Annotated in this window: 18 protein-coding genes, 1 tRNA gene and 1 pseudogene; 12 read left to right on the top strand and 8 right to left on the bottom strand. The window is 64.9% G+C overall.

The features are described from left to right. Window positions 1-4 precede the first annotated feature (4 nt). The 4 genes from A3M7_RS0128930 (at window position 5) to A3M7_RS0128915 (ending at window position 3270) form a co-directional block, all read left to right on the top strand. Window positions 5-964 carry an ABC transporter permease gene (locus A3M7_RS0128930; RefSeq protein ID WP_025575682.1) on the top strand — a complete coding sequence of 320 codons (960 nt, stop codon included), beginning with the start codon at window positions 5-7 and terminating at the stop codon, window positions 962-964. A gap of 2 nt (window positions 965-966) precedes the next feature. Next, a complete protein-coding gene (locus A3M7_RS0128925) occupies window positions 967-1845 on the top strand; it encodes an ABC transporter permease (RefSeq protein WP_027547055.1) in 879 nt (292 codons plus the stop codon). Between the two features lie 20 nt (window positions 1846-1865). Next, window positions 1866-2597 (top strand): aspartate/glutamate racemase family protein, encoded by a 732-nt coding sequence (locus A3M7_RS0128920; RefSeq protein WP_027547054.1) that lies wholly within the window; start codon window positions 1866-1868, stop codon window positions 2595-2597. 178 nt (window positions 2598-2775) lie between these two features. Next, entirely contained in the window at window positions 2776-3270 is a 495-nt protein-coding gene (locus tag A3M7_RS0128915) for a hypothetical protein (RefSeq protein ID WP_027547053.1), read from the top strand. A gap of 205 nt (window positions 3271-3475) precedes the next feature. Here the strand turns inward: A3M7_RS0128915 and A3M7_RS0128910 are convergent, their stop codons facing one another. Continuing rightward, window positions 3476-3829 (bottom strand): hypothetical protein, encoded by a 354-nt coding sequence (locus tag A3M7_RS0128910; RefSeq protein WP_027547052.1) that lies wholly within the window; start codon window positions 3827-3829, stop codon window positions 3476-3478. Between the two features lie 176 nt (window positions 3830-4005). Here A3M7_RS0128910 and A3M7_RS45070 point away from each other — a divergent pair, with 176 nt between their 5' ends. Next, entirely contained in the window at window positions 4006-4236 is a 231-nt protein-coding gene (locus tag A3M7_RS45070; protein ID WP_049823738.1) for a hypothetical protein, read from the top strand. A 76-nt stretch (window positions 4237-4312) separates the two neighbouring features. On the opposite strand, the gene A3M7_RS0128900 is transcribed toward A3M7_RS45070, so the two are convergent. Continuing rightward, complete coding sequence (locus tag A3M7_RS0128900) at window positions 4313-4843, bottom strand: gamma carbonic anhydrase family protein (RefSeq protein WP_027547051.1); 531 nt, start codon at window positions 4841-4843, stop codon at window positions 4313-4315. Window positions 4844-4935: 92 nt separating this feature from the next. Next, window positions 4936-5265, bottom strand: a complete 330-nt coding sequence (locus tag A3M7_RS0128895; protein WP_027547050.1) for a hypothetical protein — start codon at window positions 5263-5265, stop codon at window positions 4936-4938. Window positions 5266-5487: 222 nt separating this feature from the next. On the opposite strand from A3M7_RS0128895, the gene A3M7_RS0128890 reads away from it, so the two are divergent. Both A3M7_RS0128890 and A3M7_RS0128885 read left to right on the top strand, forming a co-directional pair. Beyond that, the gene (locus A3M7_RS0128890; protein WP_027547049.1) at window positions 5488-6195 is read left to right on the top strand and encodes a hypothetical protein; all 708 of its coding nucleotides are present in this window, start codon (window positions 5488-5490) and stop codon (window positions 6193-6195) included. A 318-nt stretch (window positions 6196-6513) separates the two neighbouring features. Beyond that, window positions 6514-6750: pseudogene (locus A3M7_RS0128885) on the top strand (caspase family protein); the annotation flags it as partial. 238 nt (window positions 6751-6988) lie between these two features. On the opposite strand, the gene A3M7_RS0128880 reads toward A3M7_RS0128885, so the two are convergent. Together A3M7_RS0128880 and cysE are read right to left on the bottom strand one after the other, a co-directional pair. Continuing rightward, entirely contained in the window at window positions 6989-7207 is a 219-nt protein-coding gene (locus A3M7_RS0128880) for a DUF3126 family protein (RefSeq protein WP_007602550.1), read from the bottom strand. 125 nt (window positions 7208-7332) lie between these two features. Next, on the bottom strand, window positions 7333-8157 hold the full coding sequence (gene cysE / locus A3M7_RS0128875; RefSeq protein WP_027547047.1) for a serine O-acetyltransferase: 825 nt from the start codon (window positions 8155-8157) through the stop codon (window positions 7333-7335). Window positions 8158-8432: 275 nt separating this feature from the next. On the opposite strand from cysE, the gene A3M7_RS0128870 reads away from it, so the two are divergent. Next, window positions 8433-9797 carry a hypothetical protein gene (locus tag A3M7_RS0128870; RefSeq protein ID WP_027547046.1) on the top strand — a complete coding sequence of 455 codons (1365 nt, stop codon included), beginning with the start codon at window positions 8433-8435 and terminating at the stop codon, window positions 9795-9797. On the opposite strand, the gene A3M7_RS0128865 is transcribed toward A3M7_RS0128870, so the two are convergent. Both A3M7_RS0128865 and A3M7_RS0128860 read right to left on the bottom strand, forming a co-directional pair. Then, window positions 9783-10538 carry an alpha/beta fold hydrolase gene (locus A3M7_RS0128865; RefSeq protein ID WP_027547045.1) on the bottom strand — a complete coding sequence of 252 codons (756 nt, stop codon included), beginning with the start codon at window positions 10536-10538 and terminating at the stop codon, window positions 9783-9785. The two genes, A3M7_RS0128870 and A3M7_RS0128865, sit on opposite strands and share 15 nt — an antisense overlap. Window positions 10539-10573: 35 nt before the next feature. Then, window positions 10574-11710, bottom strand: a complete 1137-nt coding sequence (locus A3M7_RS0128860) for a hypothetical protein (protein WP_027547044.1) — start codon at window positions 11708-11710, stop codon at window positions 10574-10576. A 318-nt stretch (window positions 11711-12028) separates the two neighbouring features. Here A3M7_RS0128860 and A3M7_RS0128855 point away from each other — a divergent pair, with 318 nt between their 5' ends. Next, on the top strand, window positions 12029-12274 hold the full coding sequence (locus A3M7_RS0128855) for a zinc-finger domain-containing protein (RefSeq protein ID WP_008140025.1): 246 nt from the start codon (window positions 12029-12031) through the stop codon (window positions 12272-12274). 19 nt (window positions 12275-12293) lie between these two features. Next, window positions 12294-13496 (top strand): FAD-dependent monooxygenase, encoded by a 1203-nt coding sequence (locus A3M7_RS0128850; RefSeq protein ID WP_027547043.1) that lies wholly within the window; start codon window positions 12294-12296, stop codon window positions 13494-13496. A gap of 10 nt (window positions 13497-13506) precedes the next feature. Here the strand turns inward: A3M7_RS0128850 and A3M7_RS0128845 are convergent, their stop codons facing one another. After that, a complete protein-coding gene (locus A3M7_RS0128845; protein ID WP_027547042.1) occupies window positions 13507-13950 on the bottom strand; it encodes a hypothetical protein in 444 nt (147 codons plus the stop codon). A gap of 173 nt (window positions 13951-14123) precedes the next feature. Between A3M7_RS0128845 and A3M7_RS0128840 the strand changes: the two genes are divergently transcribed. After that, a tRNA-Leu gene (locus tag A3M7_RS0128840) sits at window positions 14124-14212 on the top strand. Window positions 14213-14479: 267 nt separating this feature from the next. Continuing rightward, on the top strand, window positions 14480-16012 hold the full coding sequence (locus A3M7_RS0128835; RefSeq protein WP_027547041.1) for a hypothetical protein: 1533 nt from the start codon (window positions 14480-14482) through the stop codon (window positions 16010-16012). Window positions 16013-16146 lie beyond the last annotated feature (134 nt).

Genomic DNA, 16146 nt, shown 5'->3' with positions numbered 1-16146 from the left:
TTTGATGGACACGTCGGAGGACATCCTGCAACAGGCACCCCCGGGATTGATCCCGGGGTCGGGCACAGCGCGCGCCGCGAAAGTGACGCGCCTGTCGCCGTCCTTCATCTCCTGGCTCCAGGCCGGGCCGATGATGCTGGTGTTTCTCGCCTTCTTCCTGATCCCGCTGGTGTTCGTCGTCATCGTCTCGTTCTGGGACTACAACGAATACCAGTTGCTGCCGGCGTTCTCCGGCCGCGGCTACACCGACACGTTCGAAGGCTGCATCGCGCAGCTCCCCGATCTCTGCACGATCGGCAAGACCTATCTGATGACCCTGAAGCTGTGCTTCCTGGTCTGGGCCCTCACGCTCTTCATTGGCTTCTGGGTCGCCTACTTCCTCGCCTTCCACATCAAGTCCAAGACCTGGCAGATGGGATTGTCGCTGCTCTGCACGATCCCGTTCTGGACCTCCAACGTGATCCGCATGATCGCGTGGATTCCGTTGCTCGGCCGCAACGGCCTCGTCAATTCCGGCCTCGTCAAGACGGGGCTTATCAACCATCCGCTGGAATGGCTGTTGTTCTCCGAATTCTCCGTCGTGCTGGCGCTGGTGCACCTCTTCACCTTCTTCATGGTGGTGCCGATCTTCAATTCGATGGTGCGCATCGACAAGTCGCTGATCGAGGCCGCCTATGACGCCGGCGCCACCGGCTTCCAGACGCTCGTGAACGTCATCATTCCGCTCGCCAAGCCCGGTATCGTTATCGGCTCGATCTTCGTCATCACCATCGTGATGGGCGATTTCATCACCATCGGCGTGATGGGCGGCCAGCAGATTGCGGCGGCCGGCAAGATCATCGAGACGCGGGTGAACGCGCTGCAGTTCCCCGCAGCAGCGGCCAACGCCGTGATCCTGCTCGCGATCACCTTCCTGATCATCACCATGATGTCGCGCATCGTCGACATCAAGAAGGAGCTCTGAGCATGAAGGAAGGACGCCCGCGCTCTTTCTACGTGCTCGCGATCTTCTTCGCAGCCTATGTGCTGTTTCTCTACGGTCCGATGATCGCGATCTACGTGCTGTCGTTCCAGGGGCCGCAGGGCGGCCTCACCTTCCCGATGAATGGCGTGTCCACCTTCTGGATCGCGAAACTGTTCCAGGGCACCGGCATCGTCGATCTCGGCGCGGCCTTCCGCCGCTCGCTGCTGCTCGGCGTGATCGTTATGATTGTCACCGTCGTGCTGTCGGTCGCCGCCGGCATGGCCTTCCGCCGCAAGTTCAAGGCGCAAAGCATCCTGTTCTACTCGGCGATCGCGAGCCTCATCGTTCCCTCGATCATCACCTCGCTCGGCATCTCGCTTGAATTCCGCATCATCGACGATCTGATCAAGGCACACTGGCACGAGAACTTCGAGACCTCGATGGGCCTGCTCACCTCGGGCCTCGGCGCGCATCTGACCTGGACGCTGCCGTTCGGGCTTCTGATCATGTTCGCGATCTTCAACCGCTTCGATCCCAGGCTCGAGGAAGCCGCGCGCGATCTCGGCGCGACGCCGTGGCAGACGTTCCGTCATGTCGTGCTGCCGATCATCCTGCCCTCCGTGATCGGCATCGGGCTGTTCGGCTTCACGCTGTCCTGGGACGAGCTCGCGCGCTCCAGCCAGGCGATCGGGGCGGTGAATACGTTGCCGCTCGATCTCCAGGGCCTCACCACCACCGTGACGAACCCCGACATCTACGCGCTCGGCACCGTGATCTCCGCCGTCTCGTTCACGGTGATCACGCTTGCGCTCGGCACCATCCACGTGCTGAACAAGCGGCAGGCGGCCAAGGGCTCGGACGCCGGCAAAGGGCTTGTCTGAGAAGGGGCTTGTCTGATCTGATGCGACTTCACGTCGTCAATCCCAACACCACCGCGTCGATGACGGCGAAGATCGCCGCTGCGGCGCGCAGCGTCGCCCTGCCCGGCACCGAGATCGACGCGCGCCAGCCGGCGATGGGCCCGGTCTCGATCGAGGGCTTTTACGACGAGGCCTTCGCCGTCCCCGGCATGCTCGGCTGCATCCGCGAGGCCGACCGCGACGGCGCCGATGCACACATCATCGCCTGTTTCGACGACACCGGCCTCGACGCGGCACGCGCGGCGGCGAAAGCGCCGGTGATCGGCATTGGCGAAGCCGGCTTCCACATGGCGAGCCTGATCGCGGCGCGCTTTGCCGTGGTGACGACGCTCGGTGTCTCCATCGTGCCGATCGAGCACAACCTGACGAAGTACGGCCTCGCCGGGCGCTGCGCCCGCGTCCGCGCCGCTGAGGTCCCGGTGCTCGCGCTCGAAGAGCGCAACGCCGATGCACTCGCACGGATCTCCGCGGAGATCACGGCCGCGATCCGAAACGACCGCGCGGAGGCCATCGTGCTCGGCTGCGCCGGCATGGCCGATCTCGCCGCCGAGCTCGCCGCCACGCACGGCCTGCCCGTGGTCGACGGCGTCGCCGCCGCCGTGACACTGGCGGAATCGCTGGTGCGACTCGGCCTGAAGACGTCCCGGCTGGGGCCCTACGCTGCGCCACGGTCGAAGACCTATTCCGGGCCGTTTTCGCCGTTTCAGCCCTGATCGCTGCCTCCGGCGGGGCCTTTAGAGGCCTTAAGGCCAGAAGATTGCTGGTTTTTCGCCTTCAGCCTCTTTTTGGTCCCATTTGTTGCCGAACTGTTGCGTTTTCGGGACATCCCGGCGGCCCCCTGGGTTGCCGGTCTTCGCCACTCACCAAGATTCAATTTGGATTTTGTCAGCGATGATCGATCTCGCAGAGGACACACCGTCCAATCCCCTGTTTCGCCTCGGCGCCCAGCCCATTGCGCTGACCGCCGCCGCCCTTCTCCTGCTGATCGCCGGCGTGACTTCGATTGCGATCTGGCGCGCCTATACCGGCGCCGCGCCGGAGGCCGACCGGGTGGTGGCGTCACGGCAGCTCCAGGCTCGCACGGCCCAGGCCTCCGAGCAGCTGGTCGAGAAGACCAAGGGGCTGGAGGCGACCCAGCAGGAATCGATCGACCAGCTCCAGGTCGTGCAGGACCAGCTCCAGACCGTGAAGCGGCTGCTCGCGGCCCAACAGGCCGATACCAAGCGCCTGTCGGAGCAGGTGGCGACGCTGAACGAATCCATCGACGGCCTGCGCCAGTCGTTTGCCAGTGCCCGGGCCACCGAGGCCGAGACGCCGTCGGTTACCCGCAGGAAACCGGCGCGCCACCGCGTCCAAGCCAGCGCGCGCAAGCGCTCGCGCGGCTAAGCCGGTCACCCACGCGGACATAATTTTCGCCACTTGTGAACTGGATCACATTCGCCCGTGTGATTCCGCGCGATGCTCGCCGTCACCGGATGGCGTGAGCCGATTTCAATGTCCGGGGCTGGCAAGGTCGTTGACGGTATACTGCGTCAACGGCCTTGTTTTTTAGCAGGCCGGCAGGTCTTCCCGCCTCACAGGTCTTCCCGCCTCACTCGCAGACGTCGACGCGCCGGAATCGCCATCCCGATGGCGTCATCACGCGCTTGCGCGCGACATAGCATCCGCCATAACCGTCGTCATAGCCGGTACCATAATAGTACGGGTCGCCGTAATACGGGGAGCCGTAGCCATAATAGCCACCGTAATAGCCGGCGCCGGCAATGCCCGCGCCGATGGCGAGGCCGGGCCAGAAGCCGCCGCCATGCCAGTGGCCGCCATGACCCCAGCCGCCATGGCCCCAGCCGCCGCCATGTCCAAAACCGCCCCCCGCCTGGGCCGCCTGCGGCGCCGAGAGCCCGACCGCTGCGACGGCCAGCGCTGCCATGATCATCTTGCGTAACATTGACTCGATCCTCTGCGTGGACACGCTCCACGCTTCAAAGCAGGATCAAGCTAATGCTATCGGGGCACTCCTGACAGCCACACTGTCTCACTTCCGCGCGAGCATCAGCAGCCGCGGCAGATGCTCCGGAAACAAATGCCGTCACATCAGCTTGAAACGAGGAGGCAGCCACGATCATGCGCAAACTGATCGCGTTCGACGAGGACACGTTCGACAAGCTCAAGCAACTGGGACGCGACAGGATGGCGACGTTTCAAGAGCTCGCGGACGAAGCCTTTGCCGACCTGCTGAAGAAGCACGGCATTCCCATCGACCTCCGGGACGCATTGCGCAAGAGCGCCAGGCTCGGCGCCGAACCGGACAAGCCGGCCGCGCGTCCCAAAGCCAGAAAGGCCAAATCACGATGACCGATCGCGATCCTTTTGCCGAGGGCGAGCGCACCGCGCGCGCCAACATCCCGGCTAAGGGGAGCCGGCACGCGCATCAGCCGATCCGCTTTAGGCCTTTCCTGAAGCGCGGGCCGTTGGCGACGTAAAACTTCGCCGCGCTTCCCATCCTCTGCACCTGGGCATCGTCGAGCGTGCGGATGACGCGTGCGGGCGAGCCGATGATCAGCGAGCGTTCGGGAAACTCCTTGCCCTCGGTGATGACGGAACCGGCGCCGACGATGCTGTTGCGGCCGATCTTCGCGCCGTTCATCACGATCGAGCCCATGCCGACCAATGCACCCTCTTCGATCGTGCAGCCGTGCAGGATGACGTTGTGGCCGACGGTGCAGTTCTTGCCGATGACAAGCGGAAAGCCGAGATCGGTGTGGCAGGTCGAGCCGTCCTGCACGTTGGCGCCCTCGCCGATCTCGATCCATTCGTTGTCGCCGCGCAGCACCGCGCCGAACCAGACACTGGCACCGGGCTTCAGGCGCACGCGGCCGATCACGGTCGCCGTCTCAGCGATGAAATAGTTGCCGTCGGCGGGAAGATCGGGCGCCTGCCCGTCGAGCTCGTAGATCGCCATGGAGGTCTCCTGTCACGTCGACCACAGCCATAGCGAAACCGCGGTATCGACGCAAAGGGCCGCTCGGCGCTCCACGCGCGAGGTTGCGAGCGTCAGACCAGAACGCCGGCCGCGCGCAGCGTCATCAGGAAGAAGGTGCCGCTCATCATGCTCCAGAAGCCGGCGATGAGGGTCGCCATCATCACGAATTCGACGCGGCGGCTTTCCACCCGCATGCCGCGGAGCGTGTTGCGCATGATGATGAAGGGCGCGGCGAACACCAGGAACGGCACCGCCGCGAAGGTCTTCGGGGCCACGCCGTCCTGCAACAGGCCGAAGCCGGCGGGCCGCTGCGCGAGCGCCTGGTATCCGTTCACGAGCGCGCCCGCGAGCGCGAAACCGATGCCAATCGAGAAGAAGGTATTGAGAGCTTCAGGTGTCATCGGAACAGTCCGCCCATACGCAACGCCGGAGCCTTCCTGTGACAAATAGTGCCGGTTAACGCTACATTATCCTTAAGGGAAGGTTAACGCCGCCGGCCATCTCGCGCAGGGCCCTCCCCCTTCCCCGCAGCCGGGGAACGCTCCGCGAAATCGCCGCCACATGGCATATTCGCCGCTGATTCGTCGGCCATCGGCCGACCTCCGGCTTACCTCGCGCAACTCATGACGGTGTTTTCGGCAGTTCCCCTCAGGTCCCCCCGGACGCGCACCCGGGTGCATATCGTCCCGATCGTGCTCGGCGGCGCCGCGGCGGTGTGCGCGGTTGCGCTCGTCGCCTATCTGTTGTGGCCGACCTGGGGCCCGAGCGGCGCCAACGCTCCGGACAAGCTGCCGGTGAGCGTCGGCGGTACGCTGTTCAACCTGCCGACGACGGCGATCCGCATGAAGATCCAGCGCCACACCGGGCCGCAGGAGCGCATCGATCTCGACTTCCTGTATCCCTCGCTGGAGCCGCCCGGCGCGCCGAAGCACGTCACCGCCGACACGGTGGAAGCGGCGATGCAGCCGATCGACCGCATCTTCCTGTCGATCGCGGCCCATCACGATGCGCTCTCGCCCGAGCAGCGGACAGCCACGATCTATCCGCGCTATCTCGACCAGGCCGCGACGATGCCCGAGGACGGCCTGACGATGCGGATGTTCCGCGCCGACACCCCCTACGGCAGCGAGGACCTCTATTCTGCCGCAAGCCCCGCGCTGACCGCACGCTGCACGCGCGATGCGGCCACGCCCGGCATGTGCCTCTCCGAGCGTCGCGTCGGCGGCGCCGACCTCACCTTCCGCTTTCCGCGCAGCTGGCTGTCGCAATGGCGCGATGCGGCGGAGGCGATGGATCGGCTGACGGCGCAGTTGCGCGGGCCGAGAGGCTGAGCGCGCTTTTTTGCCACCGCAAGGTTCGCCGACGGAACGGACCTGAGCCCTCCGGCAAAAACATCGAAAACAACCCCATGCACAGTAGCCAAGCGCCCGCTCGACTTCGTATTTTTCGAAGCCGAACTTGACCCGTCGGGCAAAACAGGGGCATGATGCCATCATGGGGAAGATCGGTTTGAATGGATGCGGTCACGCATCACTCACCCGGCGCCCATTGCTGGGATAAGCGCACGGATGTGTGACTGATATCACTGACCGTAGATGGCGTTTGGCCATTGTGCGAATAATCTGACGCTATTGCATTCGGGGGCTGGAATGCGGCTTCGGCTGTTTGTTTTATTAATTCTTGCGACCTGGCTTGGGACCGGCTCTGCGCTGGCCGAAAAGCGCGTCGCACTCGTCATCGGCAACTCGGCCTACAAGAGCGTGCCCCGGCTCGCTAACCCCGCAAACGACGCCGCGCTGGTCGGCGGCATGTTCAGGAAGGCCGGCTTCGATACGGTCGACGTCAAGCTCGACCTGAGCGTGGTCGATATGCGCAAGGCATTGCGAACGGATTGTCGCGACATGGTCGTGCAAGCCGACCTCGTCGATGCCGAGGGCATCACTGTCGCTGATGCCACGGCGCGGCTGCGCATTCTTGCAAGAAAATAGAATGAGGGGTCGCGGCGGCGGTCGCGGGAATAGTATCCGTCATTGCGCGCGAAGCGAAGCAATCCAGACTGCATCCGCGGAGACGGCCTGGATTGCTTCGTCGCAAGAGCTCCTCGCAATGACGGGAAGAGAGTGACTATTCCTGATCGACGAGATCGTCCTCAAGGATCGCCATCTGGAACTGGAACGAGCGATCGTCGTCCTCGTCGTCGACGAACAGCACGCCGATGAACTCCTCGCCGATATAGACCTCGGCGGAATCGTCCTTCTTCGGCCGCGGCACGACGCGGATCTTGGGATTGCCGAATACGCGCTTCAGGTACGCGTCGAGCTTCCTTACTTCCTTGACGTCCACGGCAAGTCTCCAATCGAAATCTGAGTTGGCGGGGTTTTAGGACGAGACGCGACGAACCGCCAGCATGAATTGCCAAAGAATTTGGGGACGAGAAGGGCCGGAGAATCCGGCCCTTCTTCTCGAGCTCAAAGCCCCGTCGCGTTGATCATCTGATCCATGGTGCGCGACGGCTCGGCACAGCCGGCCTCGCCGACGATCTTGGCGGGCACGCCGGCGACCGTGACGTTGTGCGGGACCGGCTTGACCACGACCGAGCCCGCGGCGATGCGCGCGCAATGGCCGATCTCGATGTTGCCGAGGATCTTCGCGCCCGCACCGATCAGCACGCCATGGCGAATCTTCGGATGACGGTCCTCGTTCTCCTTGCCGGTGCCGCCGAGCGTGACGCCGTGCAGGATCGAGACGTCGTCCTCGATCACAGCCGTCTCGCCGCAGACGAAACCGGTGGCATGGTCGAGGAAGATGCCGCGGCCGATGCGCGCGGCGGGATTGATGTCGGTCTGGAATACCGCAGAGGCGCGGCTCTGGAGATAATAAGCGAAGTCCTTGCGGCCCTTCAGCCAGAGCCAGTGCGCAAGGCGATGGGTCTGGATCGCGTGAAAGCCCTTGAAGTAGAGCAACGGATCGATGAAGCGCGAGGTCGCGGGATCGCGATCGTAGACGGCGACGAGATCGGCGCGGAAGGCGTTGCCGAGATCGGGTTCGTCGCGCAGCGCCTCGTCGTAGGTCTGGCGCACGAGATCGCCCGACAGCGCGGAATGATCGAGCCGGTCGGCGAGGCGATGGATCACCGAATCCTCGAGGCGGCTGTGATGCAGCACCGTCGAATAGATGAAGGTCGCAAGCTCCGGCTCGCGATGGACGATGTCCTCCGCTTCGCTCCGGATCCGGTCCCAGATCGGATCGAGGGATGCGAGCTTTCCTCCCGGATTGACCTGATGCACTGACATGGGATCTGCTCTTTCGAATGGGCTCGTTTTGTTGGCTCTATAGCACAGTCTAGGCGACAAAGTCCTGACGGGCTTGCCTGAGAGTGAACAGCACCTTGCCCGCGGACGCCTGCCAACGCGTTGAAACACAACGATATCTTCTGACGCCCCCAGGCGGCAAGGTCGGTTAAAAGTGGTCAGGGTTTCGCCAAATTCAAGCCGGGCAGCGTCAAACTATTGGTGAATTCTCTCCCAACCCTTATTGCGGGCATGGTCCGGGCGACGACGGAGCGGATTTGACCACCACCACCGATCATTTGCGCGCGCGCGCCGCGGGCTCGTTCTGGCTGCGGCTCGCGGCCCTGGCCCTGCCCCTCCTGATCATCGCGCCGGCGTTCTGGAACGGCTATCCGCTGTTGCAATGGGATACCGGCGGCTATCTGGCGCGCTGGTACGAGGGCTATCTCGTCCCCAGCCGCTCCACCGTGTTCGGCCTCTACCTCCACTACGGCGAAAGCTTCGGCTTCTGGATCAACCTCGCGATCCAGTCGCTGGCGACGCTGTGGCTGTTGCAGCTCAGCTTGCGCGTCCTCGGCCTGATGCAGACGTTCCGCGTCGTCGCGATCAGCCTGCTCCTGGTCCTGTCGACCGCGCTGCCCTGGCTCGCCAGCATGCTGCTCACGGACATCTTCGCGGGATTGTCGGTGCTGTCGCTGTTCCTCCTGGTCGTCGGAGCGCAGCGCACGTCGCCGCTTGAAAAGACTGCGCTGTTCGTCTTCACCGCCTTTGCCGCCGCAACCCACAGCGCCACGCTCGGCGTGCTACTCGGCCTCTGCGTCGCCGGCTGGATGGCGCGGCCGTTCGTGGGCCGCAGGCTTCCGCTCGCAGGACTGGCGCAGGCGAGCATGACCATCGTCGCGGGCGGCCTGATGCTGGTCTCGGCGAACCATGCGCTGTCGGGCAAATGGGCCTGGACGCCCGGCGGCTACGGCGTCGCCTTCGGCCGCATGATGCAGGACGGCATCGTCGCGCGCTATCTCAATGACCACTGCCCGCGCGAGAGCTTCAAGCTCTGTCCCTACCGCAACGAATTGCCGGCGACCGCCGACGAGTTCCTGTGGGGCAACAGCATGTTCAACACGCTCGGCCGGTTTGAGGGGATGAACGACGAGATGAGCTATATCGTCGTGCACGCGCTCGCCGACTATCCGGCCTGGCAAACCGGCGCGGCACTGCGGGCGGTGGGCCAGCAATTGCTGCACGTGGCGACCGGCGAAGGCACAAATGGCTGGATCCCGCACACCTACGGCATCATCGAGCGCTACATCCCCGCACAGATCGCGCCGATGCGCGCGGCGCGGCAACAGCACTGGGACGTCAATTTCGACGACATCAACCGGCTGCATGTTCCCGTCGCGCTGGCCTCGATGCTGGCGCTGGTCGGGCTGCTCGCGCATGCGCTCGCGCGCCGCCGGCTCGACGATCTGACGTTGCTGGCGGCGACCGTGACGCTCGCACTGCTCGGCAACGCCTTCATCTGCGCCGTCATCTCCGGTCCGCACGACCGCTACGGCGCGCGCATGGCGTGGGTTGCGACCTTCGTGGTGCTGGTGGCGCTGGCGCGCGCGTCCGGCGACGAGGAAGGCTCAGCCGCGGCGTGAGAGAAAATCGAGCACGCCGGTCTTGTAGACCTTGTCGCCGACCGCGCGCATGTGATCGCGGCCCGGGATGTCGAGCACTTCCGAGCCCGGAATGATGGCACCGAGCGCGCTGGCCGAGCCCGCGACGTCGTCGGTAGAGCCGACCGCGATCAGCACGGGCACGTCGATGCGTGCAGCTTCGCCCCTGGTCATGAGGTCGCGCGTGCCGCGCAGGCAGGCGGCGAGCGCCCGCCGGTCGGAGCGGGTCTGATCGGCGAAGGCGCGAAACGTGCGCCCGACGGGATCGGAGACGTCGTCCAGCGCGGGCGCTTCCAGCGCCTCCGCGACGTTCTCGCCGGGTCCGGTGCCGTCGATCAGGCCGCCGATGCCGATGCCGCCGAGGATCGCCGAGCGCAGCCGCCGCGGCTCGTTGAGGGAGAGCCACGCCGTCATCCGCCCGCCCATCGAATAGCCCATGATGTCGGCCTGCGGGATGGCGAGATGGTCCATCAGCGCGAGCACGTCGCCGGCCATGGTCGGGATCGAGTACTGCGCGGGCTCGTAGAGCTTTGCGCTTTCGCCATGGCCGCGATTGTCGAGCGCGATGACACGGCGGCCGTTCTTGCGCAGCTCCGAGACCCAGGTCGGATAGACCCAGTTTACGTTCTTGCTGGAGGCAAAGCCGTGCACCAGGATGATCGGATCGCCCTCGCCTTCGTCGAGATAGGCAATTTCAACGGCGCCGTTGTGAAAGCTCGGCATCAGATATTCCGCGGTCTTGAGGGGAAGGGTTGATTTTAGGCCGTACCGGCCGCGCTTGCCAGAGCGGCTTCGGCGGCGACCTGCGCCCGGCGAAGCCGCCGCGCCCGTCTGCGATCGCACCAGGCTTGCGTCAGGCGCTCGGTGGTGGCCTTGATCGAGGACAACAGGCCGAACAGCGTCAGCGCCGCACCGAGCAGCCAGAGCGCAAGATCGAACGCGCCGCCGACGAGCAGCAGCGCGCCGCGGCCCAGGAGCTTCATGATCGCGCGGGTCTTGCTGCCCTGCGCTTCCGCAAGCCGCGCCGCGCGCGCGACGTCCTTGGGGCCTTCGGCGATGCGCAAGCTGTCCATGGCGCCGCGCGTGCCGGTCTTCTCGGCAACGCGCGTGACGTCCTTGCCGAGCCGGACCAGCGCACCGGCCTTCTCGGCCCGGAACGCGGCCTTGATCGCGCTCACGGTCTGACCCGGCCGCAGCACCGAGCCGGACGCCACCGCGTTCTGGAGCATCGGCGTGTCGACGACCTCACGCGCGGACCGGCCGGCCCAGGCCGCGAGGCCCTCGCCGAGCCGCCCGACTTTCCGCGCATCCTTCACCAGCGTCAGGCCGGCGCGCACGGGCGCGGCGCCGCCGACGGAGACATAGGTTGCCGCCGTCACCACGAGGCCCGCGGCTGCAAGGCCCAGCACCAAGCGATCGGTGTCCTCGCCCATGGCGAGATGCTTGCCCTCGCGCACGACGTCCCTGACGTCGCCGATCACGAAGAGATCGCCGGCCACCGTTCCGGACAGGCTCGCTACATCGTCGGCGCTGCCGGTGACGAGCCCGGTGGCGAAGCGCTTGGCGAAATGCGAGGTGGAGTTTTCGGCCTTGACCGCATCGCTTACGCGGCTCAGGAGGTCGTCGGGCAGCGCGATGTTGCGGTCACGCGCCAGCGCAACAAAACTGTCGGCGAGATCGGCATCATCAGCGGCGAGCGCAGCCTCGATATTGTCCTGAACCAGGCGGTCGTTCTGCCGCAGAACGGCGTCGAGCTTCAGCTCGGACAAAGCGGCCGGATCGTCCTGGGCGGCGAAAATCGCGCCGGCCTCGCGGGCGTGCGGCGCGACCTGTGCGAGCATGAAGCTGCATGCGGCGATGCCGGTCAACGCTGTGCTGATTCGCAGCCACTTCATGCCAAGAGCCCGGACTTCCTAGATCGTTTGCCTAGATCGTTTGCGCCTGATGGTTGGTCTTTTGCCGCAATTGCACGCGTCCACAGACATAGTATGCCAAAATTGCGACACAACGTCCCCGACGAAAGAAGGGCTTCTCTCAGGCCGCAAGATTGTGTCGAATTTGCATGAGCAAATGAGCATGGGGCAATTGCGGAGCTTTCGGTTCCGCTGGACTAGCAATCATCTGCACCCGCCAGTATGGTCCGCGGCGCCTCAAAGATGCCGCGTCAGTTTTTGATTGTGTCTGCCGCCATTGCCACTCCAGGATGAACTACGATGTCCGACCATGTCGTCCCGCACTTCCATAACGATGCCGGTGTTCCCGTCATCGAGATCGGCTCGCAAGAGTTCATGTGCGTGGGCGCCAACCCTCCGTTCGATCATCCGCACGTCTTCCTCGACCTCGGCAACGACAACGAGATCATCTGCCCCTACTGCTCGACGCTGTACCGCTTCGCGACCGACCTGAAGGCCGGCGAAGCGCGACCGCCGGAATGTGTCCTGAAGGACAAGGTGGCCTGACCGCGTCCACCGGTCAGGGGTGGCGCTCTCTCGAACGATTGTCATCGCCGGTGCCGGAATCGGTGGCCTGACGGCCGCGCTTGCGCTGGCGTCCCGTGGCTTCCGCATCGTCGTGCTGGAAAAGGCCGAGCGCCTCGAGGAAGTCGGTGCGGGCCTGCAACTCTCCCCCAATGCGAGCCGCGTGCTGGTCGAGCTCGGCCTGACCGAACGGCTCAAGCTGCGCGCCGTCGTCCCGGAGGCGGTCTCGATCATGAGTGCGCGGGCCGGCGGCGAACTCCTGCGCATGCCGCTCGGCGAAGCGGCATCCATGCGCGCCGGCGCCCCCTATTGGGTGGTGCACCGTGCCGACCTGCAATCCGCGCTGGCCGGCGCAGTCTCCGACCATCCCGACATCGACCTGAAGCTGGGTGCGACCTACGAAGACGTCGCGCCTCACGCCAAGGGCCTGACCGTCGTCCATCGCAGCGGCACGATCCGCCGCAGCGATCTCGCCAGCGCGCTGATCGGCGCCGACGGCATCTGGTCGACGGTACGCCAGCATCTGTTTCCCGAGATCCAGCCGCGCTTCTCCGGGCTGATCGCCTGGCGCGGTACACTCGATGCCACGCAGCTGCCGAAGGATTACACCGCGCGCCGGGTCCAGCTCTGGATGGGCCCGAACGCCCACCTCGTCGCTTATCCGATCGCGGGCGGACGCCAGATCAACGTGGTCGCGGTACTGCCTGGCACCTGGAACAGGCCGGGCTGGAGCACGCCCGGCGATCCGCTCGAGGTGATGGAGGCTTTCGCCGCGCCGCGCTGGCCGTCGCAGGCGCGGATGATGCTCGCCGCAGTCGATAGCTGGCGCAAATGGGCGCTGTTCGGCGTGCCCGACGGCTGCCCCTGGAGCAAAGGCCCGGTCGCGCTGCTCGGCGATGCCGTGCATGCGATGCTGCCGTTCGCCGCGCAAGGCGCCGGCATGGCGATCGAGGATGCCGCCGTGCTGGCACGGCATCTGAGCCCCGAGACGGCCGAGAGCACGGACGACATCATCGCAGCGCTGAAGCAATATGGCCGCGCACGCCAGGCGCGCGTGCGGCGGGTGCAGCGGACCGCACGGCAGCAGGGCCGCATCTATCATTTCAGCGGACCGCTCGCGATCGGGCGCGATCTTGCGATCCGGGCGCTCGGCCCGGAACGCATGCTGGCGCGGCAGGACTGGATCTACGGCTGGCGGGCCTAACACGTGGTCGTCAGTTGACGGCGCCGCCCGACTTCGGCCTGGACGGCTTGACGGGGCTCGCCGGTGCGGGCGCGACCGTCGGCTGAGCGGGAGGTGCCGCCGCCTCCATGTCGCTCTCACGGCACCTGTTCCTCCGCCAGGTCTCTTCAATCAGCTTCTGCTGCCCCCGCGCGGCGAGGTAGTCGTTGCGATAGGCGAGCTCTGCGACCACGGCGCCGCCCGTTCCGGTCTCGGCCTTCGCCATCAGCCGCTCGAGGTCCTCGATGCGCTTGACGACGTTCTTGCGCTCGGTTGCGAGTTGCTTGCAATCCCAGAGGTCATAGCGGGCGGGATCGACGAAGGCCGGGCTGATGGTGTCGCTGACGCCCGCACAGCCGGCGAGCGCCGCGCAGAGCGCGACCAGCGGAAGCAGCGTGCGCACGGGGCGGCAGCTGGAGAGGAACGAGACAGACATGCCGGATGAATAGTCCCCGTGGATTGAGAATGCCTAAAGCAGCAACAGATGTCCGGATTGAGGCTTTGCCTTGTGCGGCCGGCTCGCTTAAGGAAGAACCACCCACCCGGCCCGCGAAGCGCCGATTCCAGACGGCCGGAGGTGGACTTAAGTGTTTGATCTCGTTGGATCAAGCGGGCATGGCGGAATTGGTAGACGCAAGGGACTTAAAATCCCTCGGTGCGCAAGCGCTGTGCCGGTTCGACCCCGGCTGCCCGCACCACGAGAAGTGACGGCGCGAGGACGGCAGAGGGCGGCGCCTGCAATCGCATCGCTTTCGTCCCGGCACGCCGAATTCCGGGTACGCATCGAGCCAGTCAGCAACCGTTAGTTTACCAACTCACACTTACGCGTGTGAAACCCGCAACGCTCAACCGAGATTTACTCTACCTTAGATCGTCCTCCGCTACAGCGGATCCGTCTGTCGCTGTCGGCGCAGACCTCGGGACATGCAGGCCCGGAGCGACCGGTTTCGGCGGTGAGAGCTGTTATGGACGCGCACGAGAGTTGGTCCCACTCGGGGATTGGCGGACCGCCCGAGGCGTTCGGACGTCATCTGCGCGGGATCGAAATCTATCTCTTCCTGATCGCGTTCCTGTGCGTGTTCTACCTTTCGAACGGGCCGGTTCAGCTGAGCCATTACGACCTCGGCTGGCACATCGCCGCCGGAGACCTGATCAGGGAGCGCAGCGAGATCCCGTTTCAGGATCCATGGACGTTCACCTTGGGAAACAAGCGATGGTATAATCTGTCGTGGCTGTGGGACGCGATTGCCAGCGTGCTGTATCAACACGCCGGCTTTGCTGGGATCGTCCTGATGGTCGTCGCCTGCGGCGCGATCATCGTCGGGTACCTCACGTTCTGCGGCTTGAGCAGCGGTGCATCGGCCGCGGCGGTTTGCATCACCGTCTTTGCCGCTTGCTTGCTCTACCCCTGCTACGAGGCGGTGCCCAACACGTATCTGGCGGCGTCGCCGAATATCGCGACCATGCTCTTCGCCGTCATCTTCTACGCGGAATGCGTGCGGCGACGCAGATGGTTCCTGTTGCCCGTGATGATGGTCCTTTGGGTCAACCTGCATGGCGGCTTCATGCTTGCCTTTCCAGTCATCGGAGTCTTCTGCGGCGTCGCCCTGCTTCGGCGGAACTGGACGAACTTCAGAAGCTACTGCCTCGCGGGCGTGGGCTGCTTCATCGCGATATTCGTCAATCCGCTCGGATGGCACATCTACGACGGCGTGGCGGCGACGCTCGGTCACTTCATCCAGGCCAATATCGGCGAGTGGCGCCCCTATTTTCATAACATGGAGCTGCCGGGAAGCATTCCCGGCATCGCTTATGCGCTGACGTTCGTCGCGCTCGAGCTGCGCTACCGCAACTCAATGCCGATTCCATTGGAGCCGCGCCTGCTCGCATGGCTCTTCCTGGCTCTCGGCCTCTACCAGTTCAGGTACGCCGCGTTCTTCTTCATCTTCTCGACAGTCCCGATGGCGCTTCACGTCGACCGGTTGTTGCCCCGACGCCTCGCGGGTTTCGACATCCGGCGCGCGATGCTGGCAGCCGGTCTCGTAGGTGTCCTGCTGCTGCCGCTCGCGTTCATGCAGGTGAGACCGGCCCTTGCGCTGCCGGACATGCTCTCGGAAGAGGATGCCGCCTATCTCCGGGCGCATTCCACGCATTCGCGCGTGCTCAACCACTGGAACGCCGGCGGACTCCTGATCTTCCGTACGCACGGCTCGGTGCCCATGTTCGTCGACGGCCGGGCGGCGACCGCCTATCCGGACGAACTGCTGCGCGACTATCTCAAGCTCGTTCGCTGGGACATCGACGAGGACGCCTGGGACACGGTGATCAGGAAATACAAGATCGATGCGGTGCTCTGGATCAGAGGGCACGAGCAGCTCAGGCATTTCCTCGTCGCGCAGAGAGGCTGGAGAGAGGCCTACACCGGAACGTATCTGAGCCTCTACACCACACAGCAGGCATCCTCGCGCGAAGGCTCCCAAGAGACCCCTTCCCGGTAGGGATCACCTCTCCTTCCACGGAATACGTCCAGTGTTACCGGCAGATGGCGATAAAAGCGCCTGGTGCCCTTCGCCCCGCCTGACAGCCATCCCAAAACAAGGGTTGTGCGTCGCAGCAAGGACAAGACATAAAG

The sequence above is a fragment of the Bradyrhizobium sp. WSM2254 genome, assembly GCF_000472645.1.
Taxonomy (GTDB): Bacteria; Pseudomonadota; Alphaproteobacteria; order Rhizobiales; family Xanthobacteraceae; genus Bradyrhizobium; species Bradyrhizobium niftali.
Note: the sequence above shows the minus strand (reverse complement) of the source record. Positions and strands in the feature narration are given on the sequence as shown.

Coding starts and splice junctions, on each gene's coding strand:
- A3M7_RS0128835 (WP_027547041.1), top strand. CDS start 14,480: ATGGACGCGCACGAGAGTTGGTCCCACTCGGGGATTGGCGGACCGCCC.
- A3M7_RS0128860 (WP_027547044.1), bottom strand. CDS start 11,710: ATGAAGTGGCTGCGAATCAGCACAGCGTTGACCGGCATCGCCGCATGC.
- A3M7_RS0128855 (WP_008140025.1), top strand. CDS start 12,029: ATGTCCGACCATGTCGTCCCGCACTTCCATAACGATGCCGGTGTTCCC.
- A3M7_RS0128900 (WP_027547051.1), bottom strand. CDS start 4,843: ATGGCGATCTACGAGCTCGACGGGCAGGCGCCCGATCTTCCCGCCGAC.
- A3M7_RS0128925 (WP_027547055.1), top strand. CDS start 967: ATGAAGGAAGGACGCCCGCGCTCTTTCTACGTGCTCGCGATCTTCTTC.
- A3M7_RS0128845 (WP_027547042.1), bottom strand. CDS start 13,950: ATGTCTGTCTCGTTCCTCTCCAGCTGCCGCCCCGTGCGCACGCTGCTT.
- A3M7_RS0128920 (WP_027547054.1), top strand. CDS start 1,866: ATGCGACTTCACGTCGTCAATCCCAACACCACCGCGTCGATGACGGCG.
- A3M7_RS0128915 (WP_027547053.1), top strand. CDS start 2,776: ATGATCGATCTCGCAGAGGACACACCGTCCAATCCCCTGTTTCGCCTC.
- cysE (WP_027547047.1), bottom strand. CDS start 8,157: ATGTCAGTGCATCAGGTCAATCCGGGAGGAAAGCTCGCATCCCTCGAT.
- A3M7_RS0128890 (WP_027547049.1), top strand. CDS start 5,488: ATGACGGTGTTTTCGGCAGTTCCCCTCAGGTCCCCCCGGACGCGCACC.
- A3M7_RS0128930 (WP_025575682.1), top strand. CDS start 5: ATGGACACGTCGGAGGACATCCTGCAACAGGCACCCCCGGGATTGATC.
- A3M7_RS0128865 (WP_027547045.1), bottom strand. CDS start 10,538: ATGCCGAGCTTTCACAACGGCGCCGTTGAAATTGCCTATCTCGACGAA.
- A3M7_RS45070 (WP_049823738.1), top strand. CDS start 4,006: ATGCGCAAACTGATCGCGTTCGACGAGGACACGTTCGACAAGCTCAAG.
- A3M7_RS0128910 (WP_027547052.1), bottom strand. CDS start 3,829: ATGTTACGCAAGATGATCATGGCAGCGCTGGCCGTCGCAGCGGTCGGG.
- A3M7_RS0128895 (WP_027547050.1), bottom strand. CDS start 5,265: ATGACACCTGAAGCTCTCAATACCTTCTTCTCGATTGGCATCGGTTTC.